The organism is Microbacterium sp. SL75, assembly GCF_026625865.1.
GTDB lineage: Bacteria > Actinomycetota > Actinomycetes > Actinomycetales > Microbacteriaceae > Microbacterium.
The window spans coordinates 35,611-59,103 of sequence record NZ_CP113067.1 but is presented as its reverse complement, the minus strand read 5'-3'; the positions used below and the strand labels follow the sequence as shown (position 1 = coordinate 59,103).

The following is a 23,493-nucleotide window of genomic DNA, read 5'->3' as shown; positions in this document are numbered from 1 at the left end:
ACCGCTCCTAGGCTCTTCTCATGACCGTTCCTTCAGTTCAGCTCAACGACGGAAACTCCATCCCCCAGCTCGGCTACGGCGTGTTCCTCGTGCCCGCCGACGACGCCGAGCGTGCCGTGTCCGAGGCCCTCGAGGTCGGCTACCGACACATCGACACCGCTGCCATCTACAAGAACGAAGAGGGCGTCGGTCGAGCAATTGCCGCCAGCGGCATCCCGCGCGACGAGCTCTTCGTCACCACCAAGCTCTGGAACGACCGCCACGACGGCGACGACGCGCACGCCGCGATCGACGAGAGCCTTCAGAAGCTTCAGCTCGACGCCGTCGACCTGTACCTCATCCACTGGCCCACCCCGAAGAACGACAACTACGTCAACGCGTGGCAGAAGCTCATCGAGATCCGCGAGGCCGGCAAGACCCGCTCGATCGGCGTCTCGAACTTCCTCGTGCCGCACCTCGAGCGCATCGTCGCCGAGACCGGCGTCACCCCCGTGGTGAACCAGATCGAGCTGCACCCCGCCCTCAGCCAGCGCGAGATCGCCGCGTGGGGCCACGAGCACGACATGCACATCGAGTCGTGGGGTCCGCTCGGCCAGGGCAAGTACGACCTGTTCGAGATCCCCGCGGTGAAGGACGCCGCCGAGGCGCACGGCAAGAGCCCGGCCCAGGCGGTGCTGCGCTGGCACATCCAGCACGGCTTCATCGTGTTCCCCAAGTCGGTGCGCCGCGAGCGCCTCGAAGAGAACTTCGCGCTGTTCGACTTCGAGCTCTCCGCCGACGAGATGGCCGCGATCGACGCGGTCGACCCGGGTGACGGTTCGGGCCGCGTCGGCACGCACCCCGACGACCTCAACTGACCCGAGCTCGACCGAGCGCATGAACCGCCTCGCGAACGCCTCGAGCCCCTACCTGCGGGCCCACGCCGACAATCCCGTCGCGTGGTTGCCCTGGGGGGCCGAGGCGTTCGCGCTCGCGGCCGACAGAGACGTCCCCGTCATGGTCTCCATCGGCTACAGCACCTGCCACTGGTGCCACGTCATGGCGCGCGAATCTTTCCAGGATGCCGAGACCGCCGGCATCCTGAACGAGGGCTTCGTCTCGATCAAGGTCGATCGCGAGGAGCATCCCGACGTGGATGCCGCCTACCTCGACGCCGCGTCCGCCTTCACGCCGCACCTGGGCTGGCCGCTGACCGTGTTCGCGAGCCCCGAGGGGCGCGTCTTCTACGCCGGCACGTACTTTCCGCCCTCGCCCCGCCCGCCTCAGCCCTCATTCCGCCAGGTGCTCGCCGCGGTCCGCGAGGCGTGGACCGAGCGACGGAGCGAGGTGGATGCCACGGGCTCCTCGCTCCGAGATGCCCTGGCCGCCGCAGCCACCGCCCCGGCCGACGCCCCGCCATCCCTCGACCAGCTCGCGGCCGCCGCCCGCACGATCGCCGCGCGCGAGGACCGCGAGTACTTCGGCTTCGCCGCGGGCCCCGCCTTCGAGACCCCGAAGTTCCCGAACACCCCGGTGCTCCGCTTCCTGCAGCACCCCGCCCTCGCCTCGGACGCTCCGGATGCCGCGGACGTGGCATCCCGAGCCCTGTCCGCCATGGCCGGCTCCGACCTGCACGACACGGTCGAGGGTGGCTTCTTCCGCTACGCCACGCGCCGCGACTGGAGCGTGCCGCACTACGAGCGCATGCTCACCGACAACGCCGGGCTCGTCGAGGTCGCGCTCGCCGCGGGCGACGACGCCACGGCGACCGATGCCGCCCGCTTTCTCGTCGATGTCCTGCAACTGCCCTCGGGTGGGATCGCCGCCGCCCAGGACTCGGAATCGATCATCGACGGCGTCCGCAACGAGGGCGGGTACTACCGTGTCGCGGACCGTTCGGCACTGCAGCCCCCCGCTCTCGACGCCAAGGTCGTCACCGGCTGGAACGGGCACGCGATCGCCGCCCTCGCCGCCGCCGGAACCCGAACCGACCCCCGCTTCCTCGAGGCGGCGCGCTGGGCCGCCGACGCGGTGCTCGAAAGCAACGTCGCCGACGACGGGACGCTGCGCCGCGCCTCGCTCGACGAGATCCGCTCCGCCGCCCCCGCGACGCTCGAAGACTACGGCGGACTCGCGCGAGGCCTCCTCGCCCTCGCCCGTGCGACCGGCGAGGTCGCCTATGCCGCGCGGGCTCGGGCACTCGTGGACCTGTGCGTCGGCGACGACGGCATCCGTCCTCCGGGTGGTGGTGACCCCGTGCTCGTGGGGCAGGGCATGCAGTCGCACGCCGTGCCCACCGACGGCTCCTCGCCCTCGGGCCCGTCGGTGTTCGCCGCTGCCGCCCTCGACCTGTGGCGCCTCGGGGCGGGGGAGCGCTACCGGACCGCCGCGGAGACCCTCGTCCGGGCCGCGGCCGACGCCGCGTTGTCGTCGCCCCTCGCGCACGGCGCGATCCTCGAGGTCGCCCTCGGCCTGGCCTCGGCCCCGCGCCAGGTGGTCGTGGTGGGCGAGACGGATGCCGAGATCGCCGACGCCGCCCGCCGGATCGCCGCCGACGTGGTGGCGGTGGTGTCGCCCGCACAGGCTGTCGCTTTCGCCGAGGCGGGGTTCGAGCTGTTCGAGGGCAAGGTCGCCCAGGGCGGCGAGGCGACGGCGTACGACTGCCGTGCCTTCACGTGCGCGCTGCCGACGACGGATGCGGGGCAGCTCGTCTGAGGCGGGCACCGCGAGAAGTCCTTACAGATTCGGATCCACGCAACGAATTCGGATGCCGTGTCCCCGGAGATCCGCACCGGTTACGTGACTCCGATTCTGTTGCGTGCCCACCCCGCACGCCACGGCGCACCCGCGCACGCCGCGCTCAGATCCAGGTGGGCAGCCAGTTGTGCAGGCGCCAGAACTCGTACGGCACCGGAAGCCCCGCCCACACGGGATACCAGAACGCCGAGATCACGAGACACAGCCCGAGGAAAGCCAGGACGAGCACCTGCCCGCTCGCCCGTGACGCGCCCTTCACCCCGCGGGCGATGTCGCGCAGCGCGAAGGTGAGCGCGAGCACGAGGAACGGCAGCATCGCCACCGTGTAGAACTGGAAGATCGTCCGCTCGGGGTAGAGCAGCCACGGCACGTAGGTGGCGGCGAGTCCGGTCAGCACGAGAGCGAAGCGCCAGTCGCGGACCATGACGAAGCGCACGAGCAGGTAGAGGGACGCCGCGACACCGGCCCACCAGATGATCGGGTTCGCGATGCTCGAGATCGCCTCGGTGCAGCCCGTCGGCAGGGCGCAACCGTTCACCCCGGCCTGGTCCTGGTGCCAGTACATCGAGGTGGGACGGATGAGCAGCGGCCACTGCCAGGCGGGGCTCGCGTAGCTGTGCGGGGTGACGAGGCCCACGTGGAACGCGTACATCTCCTGGTGGTACGCCCACAGCTGTCGGAGCGGCTCGGGAACCCACCCCCAGATGCCTGTCGCGGCGACCGGGGTGCCGCGCATCCAGCCGCCGTTCGAGAACAGCCACCCCGACCAGCTCGCAAGGTACACGACCACCGCGACCGGCACGAGCAGGACGAACGATGCGAGGCCCTGGCGCACGGCATCCATCGGCCACTGATCGATTCCGGCGCGGCGACGGGCGAGGGCGTCGGTGATCACCGCGTACAAGCCGACGGCGGCGAGCACGTACAGTCCCGACCACTTCACGGCGGTGGCGGCTCCGGCGGCGGCTCCCGCGGCGAAGAGCCAGGGGCGGGCCCACAGGATGGGCCCCCACGTGTGCCGTTCTCCCGGCAGGGCCGCGATGGCGGTGCGCAAGCGGTCGGTGCTGCCCCGGTGGTCGAGGGCGACGAACCAGAAGACGAGCACGATGAAGAACGTCAGGAAGACATCGAGAAGCGCGATGCGGCTCAGCACGATCCCGAGGCCGTCGATCGCGATGAGACCGGATGCCACGGTCGCGAAGGGGATCGACCGGGTGATCGTGCGCGCCAGCAGGTACACCAGCAGCACCGTCGCGGTACCGAAGACGGCGGCGGAGATGCGCCAACCCGTCGCCGAGTCGGGACCGAGCAGCGCCATGCCCGCGCCGATGAGGATGCGTCCGAGGGGAGGGTGAACGACGTAGCTGCCGATGCCCGTGAAGACGTCGGAGTCTCCTGCCGCGAAGCTGGCGTCGGCGCCGTCGGGCCAGGTGGAGGGGTAACCGAGCACCCACTGGCTCCACGAATCCTTCACGTAGTACGTCTCGTCGAAGACGAGCTGGTGCGGATTGCCGATGTCGACCAGACGCAGCACGGCCGCGAGGACGGTGACCAGCGCAGGTGCGAGCCAGCGCCACAAGCGGAACCCGCGGGGGCCGTCGAGGAGGGCGTCGCGCCACCGATCGATGCGCGTCTGCTCGATCGACGGGAGCAGCGGAGGGACGGCGGTGGTCACGGCCCCCAGCCTAAGGTGGAACGGTGATCATCCTGGCGGCGACCCCCATCGGCAACCTGGGCGACGCCTCGAAGCGTCTGATCGAGGCGCTCGAGAACGCCACCGTCGTCGCGGCAGAAGACACCCGCACCACGCAGCGTCTGCTCGCGGGACTCGGGGTCGAGAACCGGCCGCGCCTGATCGCCCTGCACGACCACAACGAGAAGGAGCGGGCCGCCGAACTGGTCGAGCTCGCCCGCGAAGACGATCTGCTGGTGCTGAGCGACGCCGGCATGCCCACGGTGAGCGACCCCGGCTTCGGCCTCGTCGCGGCGGCCGCCGCCGCGGGTGTCACGGTCACCGCGATTCCCGGTCCGAGCGCGGTCGTCACGGCCCTGGCCGTCGCGGGCCTTCCTACCGACCGCTTCGCCTTCGAGGGCTTTCCGCGCCGCAAGCCGGGGGATCGCCGCAAGGCCTTCGCGCAGCTCGCGTCGGAGGAGCGGACCCTCGTCTTCTTCGAGTCGCCGTCGCGACTGGCATCCACTCTCGAAGACCTCGCGACCGAGTTCGGCGCCGATCGTCCCGCCGCCGTCTGCCGCGAGCTCACCAAGCTCTACGAAGAGGTCAAGCGCGGAACCCTTGCCGAGCTCGCCGCGTGGGCGGCCGAGGGCGTCCGCGGTGAGATCGCGATCGTCGTCGGCGGCGCCACCGCTCGCGAGGTGGCGTTCCCGGATGCCGTGACCCAGATGCTCGAGATCGTGCGCGGCGGCGCGCGGCTCAAAGAGGCCGCCGCCGAGGTGGCCTCGCAGACCGGCCACTCCTCGCGCGAGCTGTACCAGGCGGCGCTGGCCGTCAAACGCTGACACCCGTCACACGGTCGGCCGTGTCGGTGCCTCCCCGTAGAATCTCCAGGTGACTTCCGGCCGATCTTTCTACATCACGACGCCGATCTACTACCCCAGCGATCTGCCCCACATCGGGCACGGGTACACGACGGTGGCCGTCGATACGCTCGCGCGCTGGCACCGCCAGGCGGGTGACGACACGTGGATGCTCACCGGCACCGACGAGCACGGCCAGAAGATGCTGCGGGCGGCCGCCGCGAACGGCGTGACGCCGCAGGAGTGGGTCGACAAGCTCGTCACCGAGTCGTGGTTCCCGCTGCTCGAGACCCTCGACGTCGCCAACGACGACTTCATCCGCACCACGCAGCCGCGCCACGAAGAGCGCGTGCAGCAGTTCGTGAAGGCGTTGTTCGACCGGGGCTACATCTACGCGGGCGAGTACGAGGCGCTGTACTGCGTCGGTTGCGAGGAGTTCAAGCCCGAGGCCGAGATCGTCGACGGCACGGGGCCCTTCGAGGGACTCAAGGTCTGCGCGATCCACTCGAAGCCCCTCGAGCTGCTGCAAGAGAAGAACTACTTCTTCAAGCTCAGCGAGTTCCAGGACCGCCTGCTCGAGCTCTACAAGACGGAGCCCGACTTCGTGCGCCCCGAATCGGCGCGCAACGAGGTCGTCTCGTTCGTGCGCAGCGGTCTGAAAGACCTCTCGATCTCGCGTTCCGCCTTCGACTGGGGCATCACCGTTCCGTGGGACCCCTCGCACGTCATCTACGTGTGGGTCGACGCTCTGCTCAACTACGCCACCGCCGTGGGCTACGGCACCGACCCCGAGACCGGCGAGGTCACCGCGGAGTTCGCGCGCCGCTGGCCCGCGTACCACGTGGTCGGCAAAGACATCCTGCGTTTCCACGCCGTCATCTGGCCCGCCATGCTCATGGCTGCGGGCCTCGACGTGCCCCGAGGCGTCTTCGCGCACGGGTGGCTGCTCGTCGGCGGCGAGAAGATGTCGAAGTCCAAGCTCACCGGCATCGCGCCGACCGAGATCACCGACGTCTTCGGCTCGGACGCGTACCGGTTCTACTTCCTCTCGGCGATCGCTTTCGGTCAGGACGGCTCCTTCTCGTGGGAAGACCTCTCGGCCCGCTATCAGGCCGAGCTCGCCAACGGCTTCGGCAACCTGGCGTCCCGCACCATCGCGATGATCTCGAAGTACTTCGACGGCGTGGTACCCGAGCCCGGCGCCTACACCGACAGCGACCTGACGATCCAGAAGATCGTGGCGGATGCCGCGGCCAACGCCGACGCCGCCGTGGAGCGTTTCCGCATCGACGAGGCGATCGCCGCCATCTGGACGATCGTCGACGCGCTGAACGGCTACATCACCGAGAACGAGCCGTGGGCTCTGGCGAAGGACGAGGCCACGCGCGAGCGTCTGGGCACCGTGCTGTACACCGCGGCCGAGGGGCTGCGCGCGCTCGCCGTGCTGTTGTCGCCGGTCATGCCGGCGTCGACCGAGAAGCTGTGGTTCGCGTTGGGCGCGTCCGAGAGCCTCGGCGACCTGCACGATCAGCGTCTGCGCGAAGCGGGGGCATGGGGCGTGCTGCGCCCCGGCTCCTCGGTGAACGCGCTCTCGCCGCTGTTCCCCCGCGTCGAGCAGGCGTGACGGCAATGTCGGGTGCAGCGGCGGTCCCTGAGCCCGGCGAGGCGACCGCCGCCGCACCGGCCCCCGGCTCTGCCCCCGTCGAACGCCCACGCGGCACCATCGACGGCGGTGATCCGAGTCAGTACGTGCGCGAGCGCTCGGTCGACGGCCGTCGCGACGTGAGCTATCCACCGGCGCCCGAGCCGCTCGGCATCCCGGTCTACGACAATCACACGCACCTCGAGATCGAGGACGGCGACACCGGTTTGTCGCTCGACGAGCAGCTCGAGCGTGCGCTCGCCGTCGGCGTCCACGGCGTCGTGCAGGCCGGCGGTGACGTGGACTCCTCGCGCTGGTCGGCGTGGGCGGCGCGTTCGCACCCCCGGGTGCTGGCCGCCGTCGCCATCCACCCCAACGAGGCTCCGGTCTACGAGCGGGCAGGCGAGCTGGATGCCGCGATCGCCGTCATCGACGAACTCGCCGCCGAGCCGCGGGTGCGGGCGATCGGTGAGACGGGCCTGGACTTCTTCCGCACCGAGGCGGACGGCATCCCGGCCCAGATGCGCTCCTTCGAGGCGCATATCGCGTTGGCGAAGAAGCACGGCATCGCGATGCAGATCCACGACCGCGACGCGCACGAGGCCGTGCTCGAGACCCTCGAGAGGGTCGGCGCCCCCGACAGGACGGTGTTCCACTGCTTCTCGGGCGACGCCGACATGGCGCGCATCGCGGCAGACCGCGCATCGCGGCAGACCGCGGGTACTATCTGTCGTTCGCGGGCAACGTGACATTCAAGAACGCGCAGAACCTGCGCGACGCTCTCGCGGTCACGCCGCTCGACCGGATCCTCGTCGAGACCGACGCGCCGTTCCTTACCCCGGTGCCCTACCGCGGCCGCCCGAACGCGCCGTACCTGATCCCGGTGACGCTGCGCTTCCTCGCGGCGGAGCTGGCGATGGACGCCGACGAGCTCGGTGCCCGGGTGGCGGCGAACACGCTGCGCGTCTACGGCGCCTTCGAGGACTGACCGGCGCGCACGAGCCGGGTGCCGCGCCGCCTCCGTGATTCGCGCAAACCCAGCCCTTTGGCCCCGGATGCCGGTGAGTTTGTGTGGATTGCTGGGGTGATGTCGCGTGGGTGGGTCGGGCGTCGCGCAGTCTCGGTGGTTCGTGCAACTTCAGCTGCTTGGCCCCGGATGCCGCTGACTCTGTGCGGATCGCTGAGGTGATGTGGCGCGGGTGGGTCGGGCGTCGCGCAGTCTCAGTGTTTCGCGCAACTTCAGCTGCTTGGCCCTGGATGCCGCTGACTCTGTGCGGATCGCTGAGGTGATGTGGCGCGGGTGGGTCGGGCGTCGCGCAGCCTCAGTGATTCGCGCATCCTCAGCCGCTCGGCCCTGGATGCCGCTGACTCTGTGCGGATCGCTGAGGTGATGTCGCGCGGGTGGGTCGGGCGTCGCGCAGCCTCAGTGTTTCGCGCTTCCTCAGCCGCTCGGCCCTGGATGCCGCTGAGCTTGTGCGGATCGCTGGGGTGATGTGGCGTGGGTGGGTCGGGCGTCGCGCAGCCTCAGTGTTTCGCGTATCCTCAGCCGCTCGGCCCTGGATGCCGCTGAGCTTGTGCGGATCGCTGGGGTGATGTCGCGCGGGTGCGCCCGGCGTCGCGCAGCCTCAGTGACTCGCGCAACCTCAGCCGCTTGGCCCCGGATGCCGCTGACTCTGTGCGGATTGCTGAAGTGATGTCGCGCGGGTGGGCCCGGCGTCGCGCAGCCTCAGTGATTCGCGCATCCTCAGCCCTTTCGCCCCGGATGCCGCGCACCCTGTGCGGATCGCTGAGGGTGCGCGGGCGACACGCCGACGCGCGGAAGGCCGGCGCCCCTCGGGGCACCGGCCTTCTGGCATCCGGACGCGGGCTTCGCGTCAGGCCTTGGCCTTCGCCTTCGGCTTGCGGACGAACAGGGTCTCGGTCTGCTCGAGCTCCATGCCCTTGGTCTCGGGGATGCGCAGGGCGACGTAGACGAACGACAGGGCCGCGAACAGGGCGTACATGCCGTAGGTGAGGGGCAGCGACCAGCCCGACATGGCCGGGAACGACACCGTGATGGCGAAGTTCGCGATCCACTGGGCTCCGGCGGCGACGCCGAGGGCCTTGCCTCGGATGCGGCTCGGGAAGATCTCGCCGAGCAGCACCCAGACCAGCGGGCCCCACGACGCCCCGAAGCCGACGACGAAGACGTTCGCGGCGACCAAAGCGACTCCACCCCACGGGGCGGGCAACGACACGTCCGTACCCGAACCGGTGGCGAAGGCGAACGAGAGCGCCATCGCACCGAGCGAAACGGTCATGAGGATCGAGCCGGTCAAGAGAATCGGCTTCCGGCCCACCCGGTCGACGAGGAAGATCGCGACGAAGGTCACGACGACGTTCGTGACCGAGGTGATCACCGAGATCAGCAGAGAGTTGCTCTCGTCGAAGCCGACAGCCTTCCAGAGGGTCGTGGAGTAGTAGAAGATCACGTTGATGCCGACGAACTGCTGGAACATCGACAGCAGAATGCCGGTCCACACGATCCCCTGCAGTCCCAGCACCGGCCCGCGCAGCGAGACGTTCTTGTTCTTGCGATCGGCCTCGATGGCGTTCGAGAGCTCGTTCATCGTCTTGTCGAGGTCGGCCGGCGGCACCAGCCGCGCGAAGATCGCCTTCGCCTCGTCGCGCTTGCCCTTCGAGAGCAGGTAGCGGGGCGATTCGGGAACCGTGAAGGACAGGACTCCGTAGACCGCTGCCGGGACCACACCGACGAGGAACATCCAGCGCCAGGCCTCCATGCCCAGCCACAGCTGATTGGCCGCGCCGCCGGCGGTGTTGGCCAGCAGGGCATCCGAGAGCAGGGCGCCGAAGATACCGAGCGTGATCGCCAGCTGCTGCAGGGAGGCCAGGGAACCACGGATCTGACGCGGGGCGACCTCCGCGATGTAGGCGGGGGCGACCACCGAGGCAATGCCGATTCCCAGTCCGCTCATCACGCGCCACAGGATGAGGTCGGGCACGCTGAAGGTGAGGGCGGCGCCGATCGACGAGACGAAGAACAGCACGGCGCCGAGGAGCATGACCTTAAGGCGCCCCCAGCGGTCCGACAGGGCGCCGGCGACGATCGCGCCGACGGCGCAACCGAGCAGGGCGACGGCGACGACGAAACCGGTGAGCACCTGCGAGAGCTCGAAGTTGCCCTGGACGGCGTCGACAGCGCCGTTGATCACCGAGGAGTCGAAACCGAAGAGGAAACCGCCCACCGCTGCCGCGAGCGAGAGCCCGATGGCTCGTCGCCCGTAGGGGCTCCTGAGGGTGAAAGCGTTCGAGGGGATGGACTGCGTTTGACTCACCTGATCACGCTACTCCTGCCCATCGGGAGCGTCGGGTACTGGCGGGATCGCTGACTACAGTGGAACAATGCCCGTTTCCCTCCTCGGTGCCTCCGAGATCCGTCGGCTCGCCGCCGAGCTCGATGTGACCCCCACCAAGAAGCTCGGGCAGAACTTCGTCGTCGACGCCAACACGGTGCGCAAGATCGTGCAGGCGGCTCGGGTCACGGCATCCGATCGTGTCGTCGAGATCGGTCCCGGTCTCGGATCCCTCACCCTGGCGATCCTCGAGACGGGTGCCTCGGTCGTTGCCGTCGAGATCGATCACCGGCTCGCGGAGCGGCTTCCCTCCACCGCGGCAGCCCACGACGTGCCCGCCGGCCGCCTGACGGTCATCGACGCCGACGCTCTGCGCGTCGATGAGCTGCCGGGAGAACCCGGCGTCCTGGTCGCGAACCTGCCGTACAACGTCTCGGTGCCCGTGCTGCTGCACTTCCTCGAGACCTTCCCCTACCTGCGGCGCGGCGTCGTCATGGTGCAGGCCGAGGTGGGGGAGCGCCTCGCCGCCCCTCCCGGGTCGAAGATCTACGGCGCCCCGAGCGTCAAGGCGGCCTGGTACGGCTCGTGGCGACTGGCCGGCACGGTGTCGCGTCAGGTGTTCTGGCCCGTGCCGAACGTCGACAGCGTGCTCGTCGGCTTCGACCGGGATGCCGAAGCCCGCGGCACCGAGGAGCACCGACTCCGCACTTTCCAGATCGTGGATGCCGCTTTCCAGCAGCGCCGCAAGATGCTCCGCCAGGCGCTGTCGGGCGTGCTGGGCGGCACGGCCGCGGAGGCGTCAGCTCATCTCGAAGCGGCCGGCGTGGATCCCACGCTGCGCGGCGAGCAGCTGACGGTTGAGGACTACGCGCGCATCGCCGCGGTCTGATCGCCGCGCTCTGACCCGAGGTCGGGGCGCCTCGACGTGACCCGCGTTCGAGGTGACCCCTGTCCGCCGAGAGGACCCGCGTTTCGCGCTCGTCTCGGGTCATCTCGCGCATCGTGGGTCATGTCGCTCGACCGGGCGGGATGCGGCGCGGCGTCCACCCCACACGACGTCCCGTGCCACCGCGCAGTGCGGCCACGTTGTGAACTGTCGGGTGAATTCTCGCCGTGTTCATCACGCGTTCCAGAAACATGTCTGTAACATTTCGAGCCAACCGGGAGCATCACGCCGGTGACGAGGTCGTACCCGACGGCCCGAGAGGATCGAGATGCGCTACGCCGAGTACCCCCGAGCCGAACGTGTGCTGCTCCACCTGAGCGACACCCACCTTCGCGCCGGCGGTGCACCGCTCTACGACGACGTCGACTCCGAGGCGTACCTCGCCCGTGCGGTCGAGGCGATCGGTGCGTCGGGCATCCGCCCCGACGCCCTCGTCTTCACCGGCGACCTCGCCGACTACGGCGAGGCTGACGCCTACGACCGTGTCCGCGCGTTGGTCGAGCCGCTCGCCGAGCGCTTGCAGACGCGCGTGGTGTGGGTCATGGGCAACCACGACGACCGGGCGGCCTTCCGCTCGCGGCTGCTGCCCGGTGACGAGGGCGACCGCGACGCTCCGGTCGACCGCGTCGACGAGTTCGACGGCTTGCGCATCGTGACGCTCGACACCTCGGTGCCCGGTGCCCATCACGGCGAGGTCACGGCGGCTCAGCGCGAGTGGCTCGCCGAGGTGCTGGCCACCCCCGCGCCCCTCGGCACGATCCTCGCGATGCACCACCCGCCCGTCCCGAGCGTGCTCGACCTCGCGGCCTCCGTTGAACTGCGCGATCAGCGCAGTCTCGCCGCGATCCTTCGAGGATCCGACGTCCGCGCCATCCTCGCGGGACACCTGCACTACTCGACGTTCGCCACGTTCGCCGGCATCCCGGTGTCCGTCGCCTCGGCCACCTGCTACACGCAGGACCTCATGGTGCCCGTGGGCGGCACGCGCCCTCAGGACGCGGCGCAGGGCTTCAACATCGTGCACGTGTACGACGAGACGGTCGTTCACTCCGTCGTTCCGCTCGCGACGAGCGCGGCCTTGCAGTATGTCGACGCGGACGAGTCGCAGCGGCGGCTGCACGACGCCGGCGTCGTGGTCCCGACCTCGCGCGAGCTCAGCGGCCGGGTGTCGCCGCCGACGACGCCGCTGCCGATCCTTCGCTGACCGAGGTCTTCTCCCACGGCGCAGCGACCGGGAAGTAGCGCTCGAGGCAGGCGCGCAGCGCCGGGACGCGCACCTCCTCGGGGATCTCGGGCACGCTGCCGTCGTTGAGGCAGAACATGTCGGTGTCTCGGCGCGACACGAGGCGCTCCATGGTGCGGAGGGAGTCCAACTGCGTGGTCTGCACGTAGCGGGTGCGCGGCTCGGTCGTGATGACCGCGCGACCGGTCGCCAGAGCGTAGTGGTGGTACAGGCTGTTGGTGACCGAGATGTCGGTCGCCGAACGGAACCGGCTCGCGGCCGTGCGTGCATAGTCCTCGGCGAACTCCCGCTCGAGCTCGAAGGCCACGGAACGGCGCAGCGGCGTCGCGCAGTGCTCGAGGTCGAGTGTGATGACACGGCCGAAGCGCTCTTTGAGCAGCGCCCGGTTCACGCGCAGGCCGTTGTCGTGGCCGGAGCGGTCGACGTGCGCCGGACCGCTGCCGATGCGCACACCGCTCTCGACGAAACGGCTCACTCCGCCACCGCTGAAGAACAGTTCGGGGGTGACGGGGCGCCCGAAGAACATGTCGTCGTTGCTGTAGAGGAAGTGCTCGGCCAGACCGGGGATGCGGTGCAGCTGCGCCTCGACCGCGTGCGAGTTGTGCGTGGGAAGGACCGAGGGATCGGCGAAGAACTCCTCGCTGCGCACGATCGTCACTTTCGGGTGATCGGCGAGCCATTCCGGGGTGGGGGAGTCGGTGGCGATGAAGATGCGGCGCACCCACGGCGCGTACATGTGCACACTGCGCAGCGCGTAACGCAGTTCGTCGACCTGTCGGTACCGGGCGGCGTTGTCGTCGCCGTCGCCGACGACGTAGCCCTTCATCCGGGCAGCGCGCTGACGTTGGAACTCGCTCGAGGATCCGTCGACCCACGAGAAGACCATGTCGACGTCGGCGGTGAACTCGTTCGGGTGGGGGTCGAACATGCCCGAGACCGTCATCCAGCGGCGGCCGTAGCGCTCGACCTCGACCAGATCGAGGTCGGCGGCGGCGAACTTGCGGCGGGTGAGGGCGCTCGGGCGGGGTGCCTCGATGGTCTTCTCGCCGAAACGCCAGAGCTCCATCCGCGGAGCCAACGCCGAGCCGTAGCGGTACGAGCCCTCGGTCGAGGTGCGCGGGCGGAAGACCGCGTAGGCCTGCACCGACCCGGGAGCGGGCTCGACGCTGTGTGCGGGCACCGGGTCTTCGCCACGGGCCTTGAGGTACATCGGGCCGAGGTCGGGATCGCGCAGCGCGGCGAGGGCCTTCGCGGCATCGGCGGTATCGACGACGAGCTTGGGACGACGGTTGGCGTCGCGCACCAGCAGCACCCTCACCCCCGCAGCTTCGATCGCGGACGCTGCGGTGAGCAGGTCGTCGCGCTCGGCCATCGCGGGCGTCGAGGAGTCGTCGACGACGTGCAGGATGCCGTCGTGCATGCGGATATCGGACCGGGACAGCAGGGCGCGCCAGGGGTCGGTGTCGATCGACAGGGGGACCATCGGGCGCATTCTGCCTCCTCGGGGGTGGGTGCAAGGGATCCGGTCACCGTATGGTTCCGGGGTTACGAAGACGTTTCGGCCTCGGCGCCGAACGACGGGGGAGCGGAGCACTACTGTCGAAGAGTGACTCAGATCGCTCGCTCCGGCCCGTACCTTTCCGTACCGCCTTGCGAGCGTTGGCGGGAAGCGGGCCGACGTTCCAGTTTCGCACACCCCGACAGCCCCCGGCGCGCGGGACGGCGGCAGGGACGATGAGCGTCCACGCCCCGGCATCCGTCCGCGTTCGCGCGCCCGGGAAGATCAACGTCTTCCTCGAGGTGGGCGACGTCCAGGACGACGGTTACCACGAGCTCGCGACGGCCTTCCAAGCGGTGTCCCTCTACGAAGAGATGGTCGCGACGCCCGCTGACGACATCACGATCGAGGTGTCCGCGCGCGGTCCGGTCGATATCGATGGTGTTCCCACCGACGACCGCAACCTCGCCGTTCGCGCGGCGCGCCTTCTCGCGCAGACCGCGGGAATCGACCGAGGTGCCCATCTCTCGGTCCGCAAGGCCGTTCCCGTCGCCGGCGGCATGGGTGGGGGATCGGCCGATGCGGCTGCCGCCCTCGTCGCCTGCGATGCGCTCTGGGGGCTCGGGATGCCGACGAGCGAGCTCGCCCGCCTGGCTGCCCGCCTCGGCGCGGACGTCCCCTTCGCCCTGCTCGGCGGGACCGCCATCGGCACCGGTCGCGGCGACCAGCTGAGTCCGGCTCTCGCGCGTGGGCGCTTCGACTGGGTGCTCGTTCCGAACGAGACCGGCATGTCGACCCCCGTCGTCTATGGCGAGCTCGATGCGCACCGCAGACGTCACGCCGTCGACATCGGTCCGGCTCCGCGCGTGCCCGTGGTCGACCGTGACGTGCTCCACGCCCTTCGTCAGGGCGACGCCGGCATGCTCGCCGCGAGCCTGCGCAACGACCTCCAGGCGCCGGCCCTCCACCTCCGCCCCGATCTCGCCCGCGTGCTCGAGCGCGGCGAGAGCTCGGGTGCCCTGGCGGGGATCGTTTCGGGCTCCGGGCCGACGCTCGCGTTCCTCGCCGCCGACGAATCATCCGCCATCGACCTGCAGGTCACCCTCAGCGCCGCCGGTCTGGTCGCCCTGCACGTGCACGGGCCCGTTCCCGGCGCGCGTGTGGTCTGAGGGCGCCGCACCCTAGCCCAGGTCGTCACACGGGGCAATCTGCGCTTTGCGTGCCGACCGTCTGGTTAGCCTCATGCGAGGTGGTCCGTCACCGATGGGCGCTGTGCCCGCGGGACGCCACGGAGGGGGTAAACCATGAAGGCAGTGCTCGACGGCGTCGTGATCGCCGAAGCCGACCGCAACGACCTGGCCTCGATCGAGGGCAACTGGTACTTCCCGCCGCAGTCCGTCCGCGAGGGCGCTCTGCATGAGAGCCCCACCCCGTACACCTGCCCGTGGAAGGGCGCTGCACAGTACTGGAACGTCGCGCTCGACGGTGTCGAACTGGCCGACGGTGCCTGGTCGTACCCCGACCTGTACCCGGGCGCTGTGGAGCGCGTGGGCAAGGACTTCGCCGGCTACGTCGCCTTCGACCGGAAGGTCGTGGTCTCCGACTGAGGTCGGGTGAGCACATGATCGAGTTCTCGGCCGTCTCCAAGGTCTTCCCCGACGGCACGCGCGCCGTCGACGACTTCCATCTCGTCATCCCCTCGCGAAAGACGACCGTCTTCGTGGGGTCGTCCGGCTGTGGCAAGACGACATTGCTGCGCATGATCAACCGCATGGTCGAGCCCTCCTCGGGCACGATCGAGATCGACGGAGCAGACATCGGCGGCAGCCCCGCCGTGCAGTTGCGCCGCAGCATCGGCTACGTGATGCAGAACTCCGGCCTCTTGCCGCACTTCACCGTGGCCGACAACATCGCCACCGTGCCGGTGCTGCAGGGGCAGAACCGTAAAGCCGCTCGCGCCCGGGCGCTCGAGCTCATGAAGACGGTGGGCCTCGACGCGGCGATGGCCGACCGTTACCCCAGCCAGCTCTCCGGCGGGCAGCAGCAGCGCGTCGGCGTCGCTCGCGGCCTCGCCGCCGACCCCAACATCCTGCTGATGGACGAACCCTTCGGTGCCGTCGATCCGATCGTCCGCGATGAACTGCAGCAGGAACTCCTTCGTCTGCAGAGCGAGATCGGCAAGACGATCGTCTTCGTCACCCACGACATCGACGAGGCCTTCCTGCTCGGCGACCAGGTCGTGATCCTCGAGAAGGGCGCGAAGATCGCGCAGGTGGGAACTCCCAGCGAGATCGTCGAGAACCCCGCCAGCGACTTCGTCGCGAGCTTCATCGGCGCGGTCAAGGGCAAGCGCGCGCTCCATCTGAAGCAGACGCCGAGCGGCACGGTCGTCGTGGATGCCGAGGGACGCACGCAGGGTGCGCTCGTGGAGGATTCCCGCCCGTGAACTGGGTCGGCAACAACCTCGAGCTGATCGGGGAGCTCACGCTGGTGCACCTGCGCCAGAGCATCATCGCGTTGATCGCTGGCTTCGTGCTGAGTGTCCCGCTCGGCTGGGTCGCGTGGCGGTATCGCCTCGTGCGCAGCGGTGTCATCACCATCACCGGCTTGCTCTACACGATCCCCTCTCTCGCCCTGCTGATCCTCGTGCCCGTCGTCACCGGTTGGTACAGCATCGTCAGCGAGACGAACCTCATCGTCGCTCTCGCCATCTACGCGGTCGCGATACTCGTACGCGCGGTCGCGGACGGTCTCGATTCGGTGGATGCCGGAGTCCGCCAGGCCTCGACGGCCATCGGCTACGGCTCCTTCCGTCGCTTCTGGGCGGTGGAGTTCCCGCTCGCCGGCCCCGTCGTGCTCGCGGGCCTGCGCGTCGCCTCGGCCAGCACGATCGCGCTGGCCACGGTCGGCATCCTCGTCGGCATCCAGAACATCGGCTACCTGTTCACGAACGGGCTGCAAAGGCGCATCATCCCCGAGGTCTTCGCGGGCGTGATCGCCGTCGTGGTGCTCGCTCTGATCATCGACCTGCTGCTCGTGGTCGCGGGCCGCCTGCTCATGCCGTGGACGCGTGGGACGAAGACCGTCTCGCGTCAGGCCAACCGAACGCTGGTGAAGGCATGAACCTCCTCGGCGACGCGATCGCCTGGATCTTCTCCGGGGATTCCGGCCAGTTCGACTCGATCCCCGCCGCCATCGGCGTCCAGTTGCTGTACACGCTGGTCGCCGTGGTGATCGCGGGAGCGATCGCCATCCCGCTGGGCTGGTACATCGGCCACACCGGCAAGGGGCGCGAGAGTGCCGTGGCGATCTCGGGTGCGGCACGGGCGATCCCCTCCTTCGGCTTGCTGATCCTCCTGACACTGCTCCTCGGCGTCCTCCACAAGCCCGAGGCCGCGGTCATCTCGTTCATCGTGCTGGCGATCCCGTCGCTGCTCGCCGGGGCGTACACGGGCTTCGAGGCCATCGACCGCCGCGTGATCGACGCGGGACGCTCGATGGGCATGACCGAGTCGCAGATCCTCTGGCGCATCGAGGTTCCCCTCGGTCTTCCGCTGCTGGTCGGCGGCATCCGTGCGGCGACCCTGCAGGTGTTGGCGACCGTCACGATCGCCGCGTACATCGGCCTCGGCGGGCTCGGGCAGTACATCATCGCCGCGATCCCGCTCCGCCGGTTCGACATCCTCATCGGCGGGGCGATCCTCGTGGCCGTCCTCGCGCTCGTCATCGACGGGCTCTTCGCCCTGCTTCAGCACCTGGTCGTACCCCGTGGCATCCGTGCCGCAGGTTCCGCTCAGCCGCAGCGGCGCTCCGTTCGTCAGCGTCGCGCCGAAGCCCTCGCCGTGGGGGCACCGACCGCACCTCCGGCGACCCCCTGACCCACACTCGATTCCCGAATCACCAGAAAAGAGAGCACCCATGTTCACAGCACGAACCAAGAAGGGCCTCGGCCTGTTCGCCGGCCTCGCGGTCGCCTCGCTCGCCCTCGCCGGTTGCGGCGGCGGCTCCAGCGATCCCCTCAGCAACGGCGGCGGCGACGCCAGCGCCTCGAGCGACACCATCGTGGTCGGCTCGCAGGCCTACTACTCGAACGAGATCATCGCCGAGATCTACGCGCAGGCGCTCGAGGGTGCCGGCAAGACCGTGAAGCGCCAGTTCCAGATCGGTCAGCGCGACGCGTACATCCCGCTGCTCGAGGACGGCACCGTCTCGGTCTTCCCCGAGTACACCGGCAACCTGCTCCAGTTCTTCGAGAAGGACACCACCGCGCGCACCTCCGACGACGTGTACGCGGCTCTGCCGGCCGCCCTCCCCGAGGGTCTCGAGGTCCTCGACCAGTCGCAGGCCACCGACCAGGACTCGTACACCGTCACGAAGGCGTTCGCCGACGCGAACGGGCTCACCTCGATCGCCGACCTCGCGAAGGTGACGTCGGGTGTGACCCTCGGGGGCAACGCCGAGCTCGCCGAGCGTCCCTACGGACCCACCGGTCTGCAGTCGACCTACGGCGTGAGCGTCCAGTTCTCGCCCACCGGTGAGACCACGGTCGACGACCTCGTCGCCGGTACCGTCCAGGTCGCCAACGTCTACACGGCCGACCCCCGCATCAAGACCGACAACCTCGTCACGCTGACCGACCCCAAGGGCCTGTTCCTGGCGTCGAACGTGGTGCCGGTGGTCAACTCGAACGTCGCCTCCGAGGTGTCGGACGTGCTCAACAAGGTCAGCGCCGCCCTGACGGCCGATGCCCTCGTCGAGATGAACGTCGAGTCCACGGTCGACCAGAAGTCGTCCGCCGACATCGCCAAGGAGTGGCTCTCGGCCAACGGCTTCTGAGCCGTCGAGTCACGCGGGGTCGTCCGGTTCGCCGGGCGGCCCCGTCGTCGTTCCGGCCGCGGCCCCGGGTGCCGGCATCCGGGGTGCGCCTGCGATCGTCTCGTCCGTGGCGCGCCAGATGGGCGACGGGAAGCAGGAGATCCCGGATGCCGGCACCCCCGCGCGCTCGCACACCCCGGGCACCGCGTAGCCTGGGACGGATATGGCACACCTGCTCGGGGGCGAAGCCCTGCACCTGGAATACCCGACCAAGGTCGTCTTCGACTCCGTCTCGCTCGGCGTGAACGAAGGTGACCGAATCGGCATCGTCGGTCGCAACGGCGACGGCAAGTCGAGTCTGCTCGGCATGCTCGCCGGCACCCGCGAACCCGACGGCGGGCGCGTGACGGTGCGCGGCGGCGTCACCGTGGGCGTGCTCGACCAGCAGGACACCCTCGACGACGACGACACGATCGGGCACGCGGTGGTCGGCGACCGCGCCGAACACGAGTGGGCCGGTGACGCGCGCACGCGCGACGTGATCGCGGGTCTGCTGGGTGATCTGCCCTGGGACGCGCGCCTCGGCGACCTCTCGGGCGGTCAGCGCCGCCGCGTCGCGCTGGCGGCGCTGCTCTCGGGCGATTGGGATGTGCTGTTCCTGGACGAGCCCACCAACCACCTCGACGTCGAAGCCATCACCTGGCTCGCGGGGCACCTGAAGAAGCGGTGGGCGCCGTCGGCGGGCGGTCTGCTCGTCGTCACGCACGATCGGTGGTTCCTCGACGAGATCTGCACGGTCACCTGGGAGGTGCACGACCGTCTCGTCGAGCCCTTCGAGGGCGGGTACGCGGCGTACATCCTGCAGCGCGTGGAGCGCGACCGTCAGGCGGCATCCATCGAACAGCGCCGACAGAACCTGGCCCGCAAAGAGCTGGCGTGGCTGCGTCGCGGGGCGCCGGCGCGCACGTCGAAGCCGAAGTTCCGCATCGATGCGGCCAACGAGCTCATCGCCGACGTGCCCGAGATCCGCGACAAGGTCGCGTTGCAGTCCCTCGCCGTGGCACGGCTCGGCAAAGACGTGGTCGACCTGCTCGACGCCGGTGTGACCTACGGCGATCACACGGTCCTGAAAGACGTCGAGTGGCGCATCGCCCCGGGTGAGCGCACCGGCATCCTGGGGGTGAACGGCGCGGGCAAGTCGACCCTGCTGAGCCTGGTCACCGGCTCGCTCGAGCCGACGAGCGGCCGGGTCAAGCGCGGCAAGACGGTGAAGGTCGCCACCCTCACCCAGCGCCTCGACGAGCTCGACCAGCACCTGAACGACCCCGTGCGCGTGGTGATCTCGGGGCTGCGGACCACCTATTCGTTCGGCGCGGGGTCGAAGGCGAAGGAGCTCACCCCCGGCGAGCTGCTCGAGCGCCTCGGGTTCTCGAGCGCCCAGCTCTCGACCCCCGTGAAAGACCTCTCCGGCGGTCAGAAGCGGCGCCTGCAGCTGCTGCTCGTCCTGCTCGACCAGCCGAACGTGCTCATCCTCGACGAGCCCACCAACGACCTCGACACCGACATGCTCGCGGCCATGGAAGACCTGCTCGACTCGTGGTCGGGCACCCTCATCGTCGTCTCGCACGACCGGTACTTCCTCGAGCGCGTCACCGACCAGCAGTACGCGATCCTCGATGCGAAGCTGCGGCACCTGCCCGGCGGCGTCGACGAGTACCTGCGTCTTCGAGCGATTCAGGATGCCGAGCCCTCGCGGTCCGCGACGACGGGCGGCGCCACCGCGACCTCGGGTCTGCAGGGCGCGGAACTGCGCGCCGCGCAGAAGGAGGCCTCGGCCACCGAGCGGCGCATCGAGAAGCTGCAGCAGCAGATCGACAGGGCCAAAGCCGCGCTCGTCGACCATGACCAGGCGGATTATGAGGGACTCGGCAAAGAGATGCAGCGCATCTCGGCCCTCGAGGGCGAGCGCGACGAGCTCGAGATGAAGTGGTTCGAGCTCACCGAGACGATCGGCTGAGCTCGTCCCGAGCGAGTGCCGCCCGGCAGAGGACGTTTCGCACCTCGATCGTCCTCGGCCGCCGAGATCTCCTCCCCGCACGGCGAACGGCCCGCCCCCTCGGGTGACGGGCCGTTCGCGTCGTCGGGTCAGTGCACCGAGACGAAGATCGGGTTCGTGTAGAGCCACGTGTCGAGCCAGGGGTTTCCCTGCCCCGCCGCGTGCGGCTGAGGAGCCCGCGGGTCGACCTCGGCGCCGCGGGGGCCGGTGCCGTGGACCTTGCCGTCGGAGCCGCGCACGCGCACGTAGCCGTCGACGTCGGCCGTGCCCACCGGGATCACGATCTGGAAGGGCGAGCCGCTGCGGTCGCTCACGTCGCGCAGCTCGACGACGCGGGTGCGGGGAGCGATCATGGTGTCGCGGTCGGTCACCGCGCCGGTGATCTCGCCGCGGATCACATCGAGGTGGGCCAGACGGGGCAGGATGCCGGCGGAGTTGCGCTGCGTGGTCGGCTCGACGTCGATCACGATCTCGATCTTCGTCCCCGTCGGCACGCGCAGGGTTCCGCCGAGGGTGGCGGTGTTCGCGGTGTCGTCGACCGCGCGGAGGGTGACCCCGAGCCCGGCGACGAGGTGGCCGTGGTCGACCCACATGCGCCCCGCTCGCACCGCGTCGAGGACGGCCGTGTGCGTCTTCGCGGTGGCGCCCACGTGGGTGCGGCTGAACTCGCCCGGCCAGAGGTCGCTGCCGCCCTGCGGTGCCGCCGTCGACACGGGATCGGGGCGGCGGCCGGCGCGGTTGAAGTTCGCCAGCGTCGCGCCGTTGTCCCAGCCCGAACCGGTGGGAAAATCGCCCACGCGGGTGTTGTCGAAGTTCTTCAGGTGCAGGTCGCTGTTCGTGGTGATCCACCAGCGGCGTCCCTCGCTCAGCAGTGCGTCCCACATTCCGCCGACGACGGCCGTCATCCAGTCGAAGCCGCCGTGCGCCCGGTAGGCCTCGCTGGGGAACCCGGGGTACGAGTAGTCGCTGCGCGAGTTCTCGTACTCCCCGCGCTGCGAACGGTCGGTGGTGTTGGCCGCGAGGCCCGAGGCCTGCGCTCCCGGTGCACCCTCGAATCCGACGAAGATGTCGGGGTCGGCATCCTGCCACGCGCGCAGTTCGCCGGGGGAGTCGATCCCCAGACGGCTGGGATGGTTGGCGAGCACCAGCACGTCGGCGATCGCCCCCGCGGTGCGCTGCTGACCGAGCCACGAGATACCGTCGACCGCGTGCTGCAGCCAGTCCGCGGCGTCGCTCGTGTTCGGCCGCGGCTTCTCCCACTTGTTCAGCTTGCCGTCGTAGTCGAGCTCGAAGCGTCGCAGCACCTCGGTGACCCGGGGGCCGGGTGCGACGAGAACAGTGCCGTGCTCCGCGGCCGGGATGTACCACTCGAGCCCCTGGAACACGAGCAGGTCCGGGCGCGCCGTGCGTGCCGCCTCGATCTCCCGGGCGGCGTTGAAGACGCCTCCGACGTTGGCGTGACCGACGTTGCTGTGCTCTGTGAAGGCGATGGCATCCACCCCGAAACGCTGCGCCTGGTCGAGGATCGTCGTCATCGCGTACTTCGCGTCGTGCGAGTACACCGAGTGCACGTGGTGGTCGAAGACCAGCCAGCGCAGGGTCTTCGGGTCGGTGACGGCGGCGGGCGCGGCGGTCGCCGCCGCAGCTGTCGCGGCGGCGGCGGGACCGAAGGATGACGCGGCGGACGCGGTCGTGACGGCCGCCGCCGCGGCGGCGAGGAAGGCGCGGCGGGAGAAGCCGGAAGGGGTGTGAGTGGGCATTGGTCACTTTCGTGAGAGGGGTCGCCGGGAACGTAGGGGCCGCGGGTGAATAGCGGGTGGCCTGCGGGTGATGTTGGCGTCATCATCCGTTCACCGGGCGGACCGAACCGTGGGGCACAGTCCGTTCGTCCTCACCACCCGATCGAGAGCAGCCATGTCGTCCACGCCCGTGCCCACCCGCCTTCTCCCCATCGCCGCCGCCGTGGTCCTCGTCGCGGGTATCGTTCCGCTCAGCTCCCTGGCCGCTTCCGCGGCGAGCCCCCTCGTGCTGCGGGATGCCGACGGTGCGGCCGTCTTCTCGGGCGACGCCGCCGCATACCCGTCGTTCGCCACCGCGTACTTCGCCGACGGCTGCCCGGCCGGCACACGCGACGGGGCGCGCCTGACCGTTTCGGCGGGCGGCAGCACCGTGGTGGTGTCGGCGACCGTGCCCGTGGACGGGGGAGCGGCCGTGAGCGTCCCCATGGGGTCGTCGTTCCGTGCCGTGGTCCCGGCGGGAACGACGGCGGCGACCCTCAGCCTCGAGTGCCTCGCGCTGTCGTCGGGCGTGCCCTCATCGATCACCTCGGCGGCCAGTCTGCCCGTGACCCTCACCGCAACGGGCTGGTCGGTCCCGGGCCAGCCCGCTCCGACTCCGACGACGGCCCCGACGACCGCCGCTCCGTCGCCGAGCACCTCGGCGTCGGTCGGCCCCGACCCGGCGGCCGCCGTCACTCCGCGCCCCTCGGTCTCGACGGCCGCGGTTCCCGTCGCCGCGGGCGGGGCGGACCTCGCCGTCACGGGGGCGCAGGTCGCGGGCGTTGCGGGACTCGGGGCCCTCCTTGCCGTCGTCGCCGGCTTCGTCCTGCGCAGCCGCGCCCGTCGCCGGGCGGTCGCTCGGGACTGATGTACCTTCCCACCGCGTCGTTG

General features: G+C 69.9%; 18 protein-coding genes and 1 pseudogene. 15 read left to right on the top strand and 4 right to left on the bottom strand.

Annotated elements, in window-relative coordinates:
* Window positions 1-20 precede the first annotated feature (20 nt).
* Together OVA17_RS00250 and OVA17_RS00245 are read left to right on the top strand one after the other, a co-directional pair.
* A complete protein-coding gene (locus OVA17_RS00250) occupies window positions 21-857 on the top strand; it encodes an aldo/keto reductase (RefSeq protein ID WP_210074031.1) in 837 nt (278 codons plus the stop codon).
* A gap of 19 nt (window positions 858-876) precedes the next feature.
* The gene (locus OVA17_RS00245; protein WP_267787514.1) at window positions 877-2,694 is read left to right on the top strand and encodes a thioredoxin domain-containing protein; all 1,818 of its coding nucleotides are present in this window, start codon (window positions 877-879) and stop codon (window positions 2,692-2,694) included.
* Window positions 2,695-2,839: 145 nt separating this feature from the next.
* On the opposite strand, the gene OVA17_RS00240 is transcribed toward OVA17_RS00245, so the two are convergent.
* Entirely contained in the window at window positions 2,840-4,411 is a 1,572-nt protein-coding gene (locus OVA17_RS00240; RefSeq protein WP_267787513.1) for a dolichyl-phosphate-mannose--protein mannosyltransferase, read from the bottom strand.
* Between the two features lie 23 nt (window positions 4,412-4,434).
* Here OVA17_RS00240 and rsmI point away from each other — a divergent pair, with 23 nt between their 5' ends.
* The 3 genes and pseudogenes from rsmI (at window position 4,435) to OVA17_RS00225 (ending at window position 7,901) form a co-directional block, all read left to right on the top strand.
* Complete coding sequence (rsmI, locus tag OVA17_RS00235; protein ID WP_267787512.1) at window positions 4,435-5,253, top strand: 16S rRNA (cytidine(1402)-2'-O)-methyltransferase; 819 nt, start codon at window positions 4,435-4,437, stop codon at window positions 5,251-5,253.
* A gap of 49 nt (window positions 5,254-5,302) precedes the next feature.
* On the top strand, window positions 5,303-6,895 hold the full coding sequence (gene metG / locus OVA17_RS00230) for a methionine--tRNA ligase (RefSeq protein ID WP_267787511.1): 1,593 nt from the start codon (window positions 5,303-5,305) through the stop codon (window positions 6,893-6,895).
* 5 nt (window positions 6,896-6,900) lie between these two features.
* Window positions 6,901-7,901 (top strand): annotated as a pseudogene (locus OVA17_RS00225) (TatD family hydrolase).
* Between the two features lie 886 nt (window positions 7,902-8,787).
* Here the strand turns inward: OVA17_RS00225 and OVA17_RS00220 are convergent.
* Window positions 8,788-10,248, bottom strand: coding sequence for a sugar porter family MFS transporter (locus OVA17_RS00220; RefSeq protein WP_210074048.1), 1,461 nt, complete (start codon window positions 10,246-10,248; stop codon window positions 8,788-8,790).
* A gap of 67 nt (window positions 10,249-10,315) precedes the next feature.
* Between OVA17_RS00220 and rsmA the strand changes: the two genes are divergently transcribed.
* Together rsmA and OVA17_RS00210 are read left to right on the top strand one after the other, a co-directional pair.
* Complete coding sequence (rsmA, locus tag OVA17_RS00215; protein ID WP_267787510.1) at window positions 10,316-11,155, top strand: 16S rRNA (adenine(1518)-N(6)/adenine(1519)-N(6))-dimethyltransferase RsmA; 840 nt, start codon at window positions 10,316-10,318, stop codon at window positions 11,153-11,155.
* A gap of 325 nt (window positions 11,156-11,480) precedes the next feature.
* Window positions 11,481-12,416, top strand: coding sequence for a phosphodiesterase (locus tag OVA17_RS00210; RefSeq protein ID WP_267787509.1), 936 nt, complete (start codon window positions 11,481-11,483; stop codon window positions 12,414-12,416).
* Here the strand turns inward: OVA17_RS00210 and OVA17_RS00205 are convergent.
* Window positions 12,367-13,947, bottom strand: coding sequence for a stealth family protein (locus OVA17_RS00205; protein WP_267787508.1), 1,581 nt, complete (start codon window positions 13,945-13,947; stop codon window positions 12,367-12,369). The genes OVA17_RS00210 and OVA17_RS00205 overlap by 50 nt on opposite strands.
* A gap of 242 nt (window positions 13,948-14,189) precedes the next feature.
* Here OVA17_RS00205 and OVA17_RS00200 point away from each other — a divergent pair, with 242 nt between their 5' ends.
* The 7 genes from OVA17_RS00200 (at window position 14,190) to OVA17_RS00170 (ending at window position 20,785) form a co-directional block, all read left to right on the top strand.
* Window positions 14,190-15,122, top strand: coding sequence for a 4-(cytidine 5'-diphospho)-2-C-methyl-D-erythritol kinase (locus OVA17_RS00200; RefSeq protein WP_267787507.1), 933 nt, complete (start codon window positions 14,190-14,192; stop codon window positions 15,120-15,122).
* A 135-nt stretch (window positions 15,123-15,257) separates the two neighbouring features.
* Window positions 15,258-15,560, top strand: a complete 303-nt coding sequence (locus OVA17_RS00195; RefSeq protein WP_267787506.1) for a DUF427 domain-containing protein — start codon at window positions 15,258-15,260, stop codon at window positions 15,558-15,560.
* A gap of 14 nt (window positions 15,561-15,574) precedes the next feature.
* Window positions 15,575-16,399, top strand: a complete 825-nt coding sequence (locus tag OVA17_RS00190) for an ABC transporter ATP-binding protein (protein ID WP_210074061.1) — start codon at window positions 15,575-15,577, stop codon at window positions 16,397-16,399.
* Entirely contained in the window at window positions 16,396-17,076 is a 681-nt protein-coding gene (locus tag OVA17_RS00185; RefSeq protein ID WP_210074063.1) for an ABC transporter permease, read from the top strand. The genes OVA17_RS00190 and OVA17_RS00185 overlap by 4 nt, the downstream gene beginning before the upstream one ends.
* Window positions 17,073-17,831, top strand: a complete 759-nt coding sequence (locus tag OVA17_RS00180) for an ABC transporter permease (RefSeq protein ID WP_267787505.1) — start codon at window positions 17,073-17,075, stop codon at window positions 17,829-17,831. The genes OVA17_RS00185 and OVA17_RS00180 overlap by 4 nt, the downstream gene beginning before the upstream one ends.
* 40 nt (window positions 17,832-17,871) lie before the next feature.
* On the top strand, window positions 17,872-18,789 hold the full coding sequence (locus OVA17_RS00175; protein WP_267787504.1) for an ABC transporter substrate-binding protein: 918 nt from the start codon (window positions 17,872-17,874) through the stop codon (window positions 18,787-18,789).
* Between the two features lie 202 nt (window positions 18,790-18,991).
* Entirely contained in the window at window positions 18,992-20,785 is a 1,794-nt protein-coding gene (locus OVA17_RS00170; protein WP_210074068.1) for an ABC-F family ATP-binding cassette domain-containing protein, read from the top strand.
* 128 nt (window positions 20,786-20,913) lie between these two features.
* On the opposite strand, the gene OVA17_RS00165 is transcribed toward OVA17_RS00170, so the two are convergent.
* Complete coding sequence (locus tag OVA17_RS00165; protein ID WP_267787503.1) at window positions 20,914-22,584, bottom strand: PHP domain-containing protein; 1,671 nt, start codon at window positions 22,582-22,584, stop codon at window positions 20,914-20,916.
* A 154-nt stretch (window positions 22,585-22,738) separates the two neighbouring features.
* On the opposite strand from OVA17_RS00165, the gene OVA17_RS00160 reads away from it, so the two are divergent.
* Entirely contained in the window at window positions 22,739-23,470 is a 732-nt protein-coding gene (locus OVA17_RS00160) for a hypothetical protein (protein WP_267787502.1), read from the top strand.
* Window positions 23,471-23,493 lie beyond the last annotated feature (23 nt).

Excerpts from the sequence above, each read along its gene's own strand:
- OVA17_RS00250 (WP_210074031.1), top strand. The coding sequence starts at position 21 with ATGACCGTTCCTTCAGTTCAGCTCAACGACGGAAACTCCATCCCCCAG.
- OVA17_RS00245 (WP_267787514.1), top strand. The coding sequence starts at position 877 with ATGAACCGCCTCGCGAACGCCTCGAGCCCCTACCTGCGGGCCCACGCC.
- rsmA (WP_267787510.1), top strand. The coding sequence starts at position 10,316 with ATGCCCGTTTCCCTCCTCGGTGCCTCCGAGATCCGTCGGCTCGCCGCC.
- OVA17_RS00210 (WP_267787509.1), top strand. The coding sequence starts at position 11,481 with ATGCGCTACGCCGAGTACCCCCGAGCCGAACGTGTGCTGCTCCACCTG.
- OVA17_RS00205 (WP_267787508.1), bottom strand. The coding sequence starts at position 13,947 with ATGCGCCCGATGGTCCCCCTGTCGATCGACACCGACCCCTGGCGCGCC.
- OVA17_RS00200 (WP_267787507.1), top strand. The coding sequence starts at position 14,190 with ATGAGCGTCCACGCCCCGGCATCCGTCCGCGTTCGCGCGCCCGGGAAG.
- OVA17_RS00195 (WP_267787506.1), top strand. The coding sequence starts at position 15,258 with ATGAAGGCAGTGCTCGACGGCGTCGTGATCGCCGAAGCCGACCGCAAC.
- OVA17_RS00190 (WP_210074061.1), top strand. The coding sequence starts at position 15,575 with ATGATCGAGTTCTCGGCCGTCTCCAAGGTCTTCCCCGACGGCACGCGC.
- OVA17_RS00180 (WP_267787505.1), top strand. The coding sequence starts at position 17,073 with ATGAACCTCCTCGGCGACGCGATCGCCTGGATCTTCTCCGGGGATTCC.
- OVA17_RS00175 (WP_267787504.1), top strand. The coding sequence starts at position 17,872 with ATGTTCACAGCACGAACCAAGAAGGGCCTCGGCCTGTTCGCCGGCCTC.
- OVA17_RS00170 (WP_210074068.1), top strand. The coding sequence starts at position 18,992 with ATGGCACACCTGCTCGGGGGCGAAGCCCTGCACCTGGAATACCCGACC.
- OVA17_RS00165 (WP_267787503.1), bottom strand. The coding sequence starts at position 22,584 with ATGCCCACTCACACCCCTTCCGGCTTCTCCCGCCGCGCCTTCCTCGCC.
- OVA17_RS00160 (WP_267787502.1), top strand. The coding sequence starts at position 22,739 with ATGTCGTCCACGCCCGTGCCCACCCGCCTTCTCCCCATCGCCGCCGCC.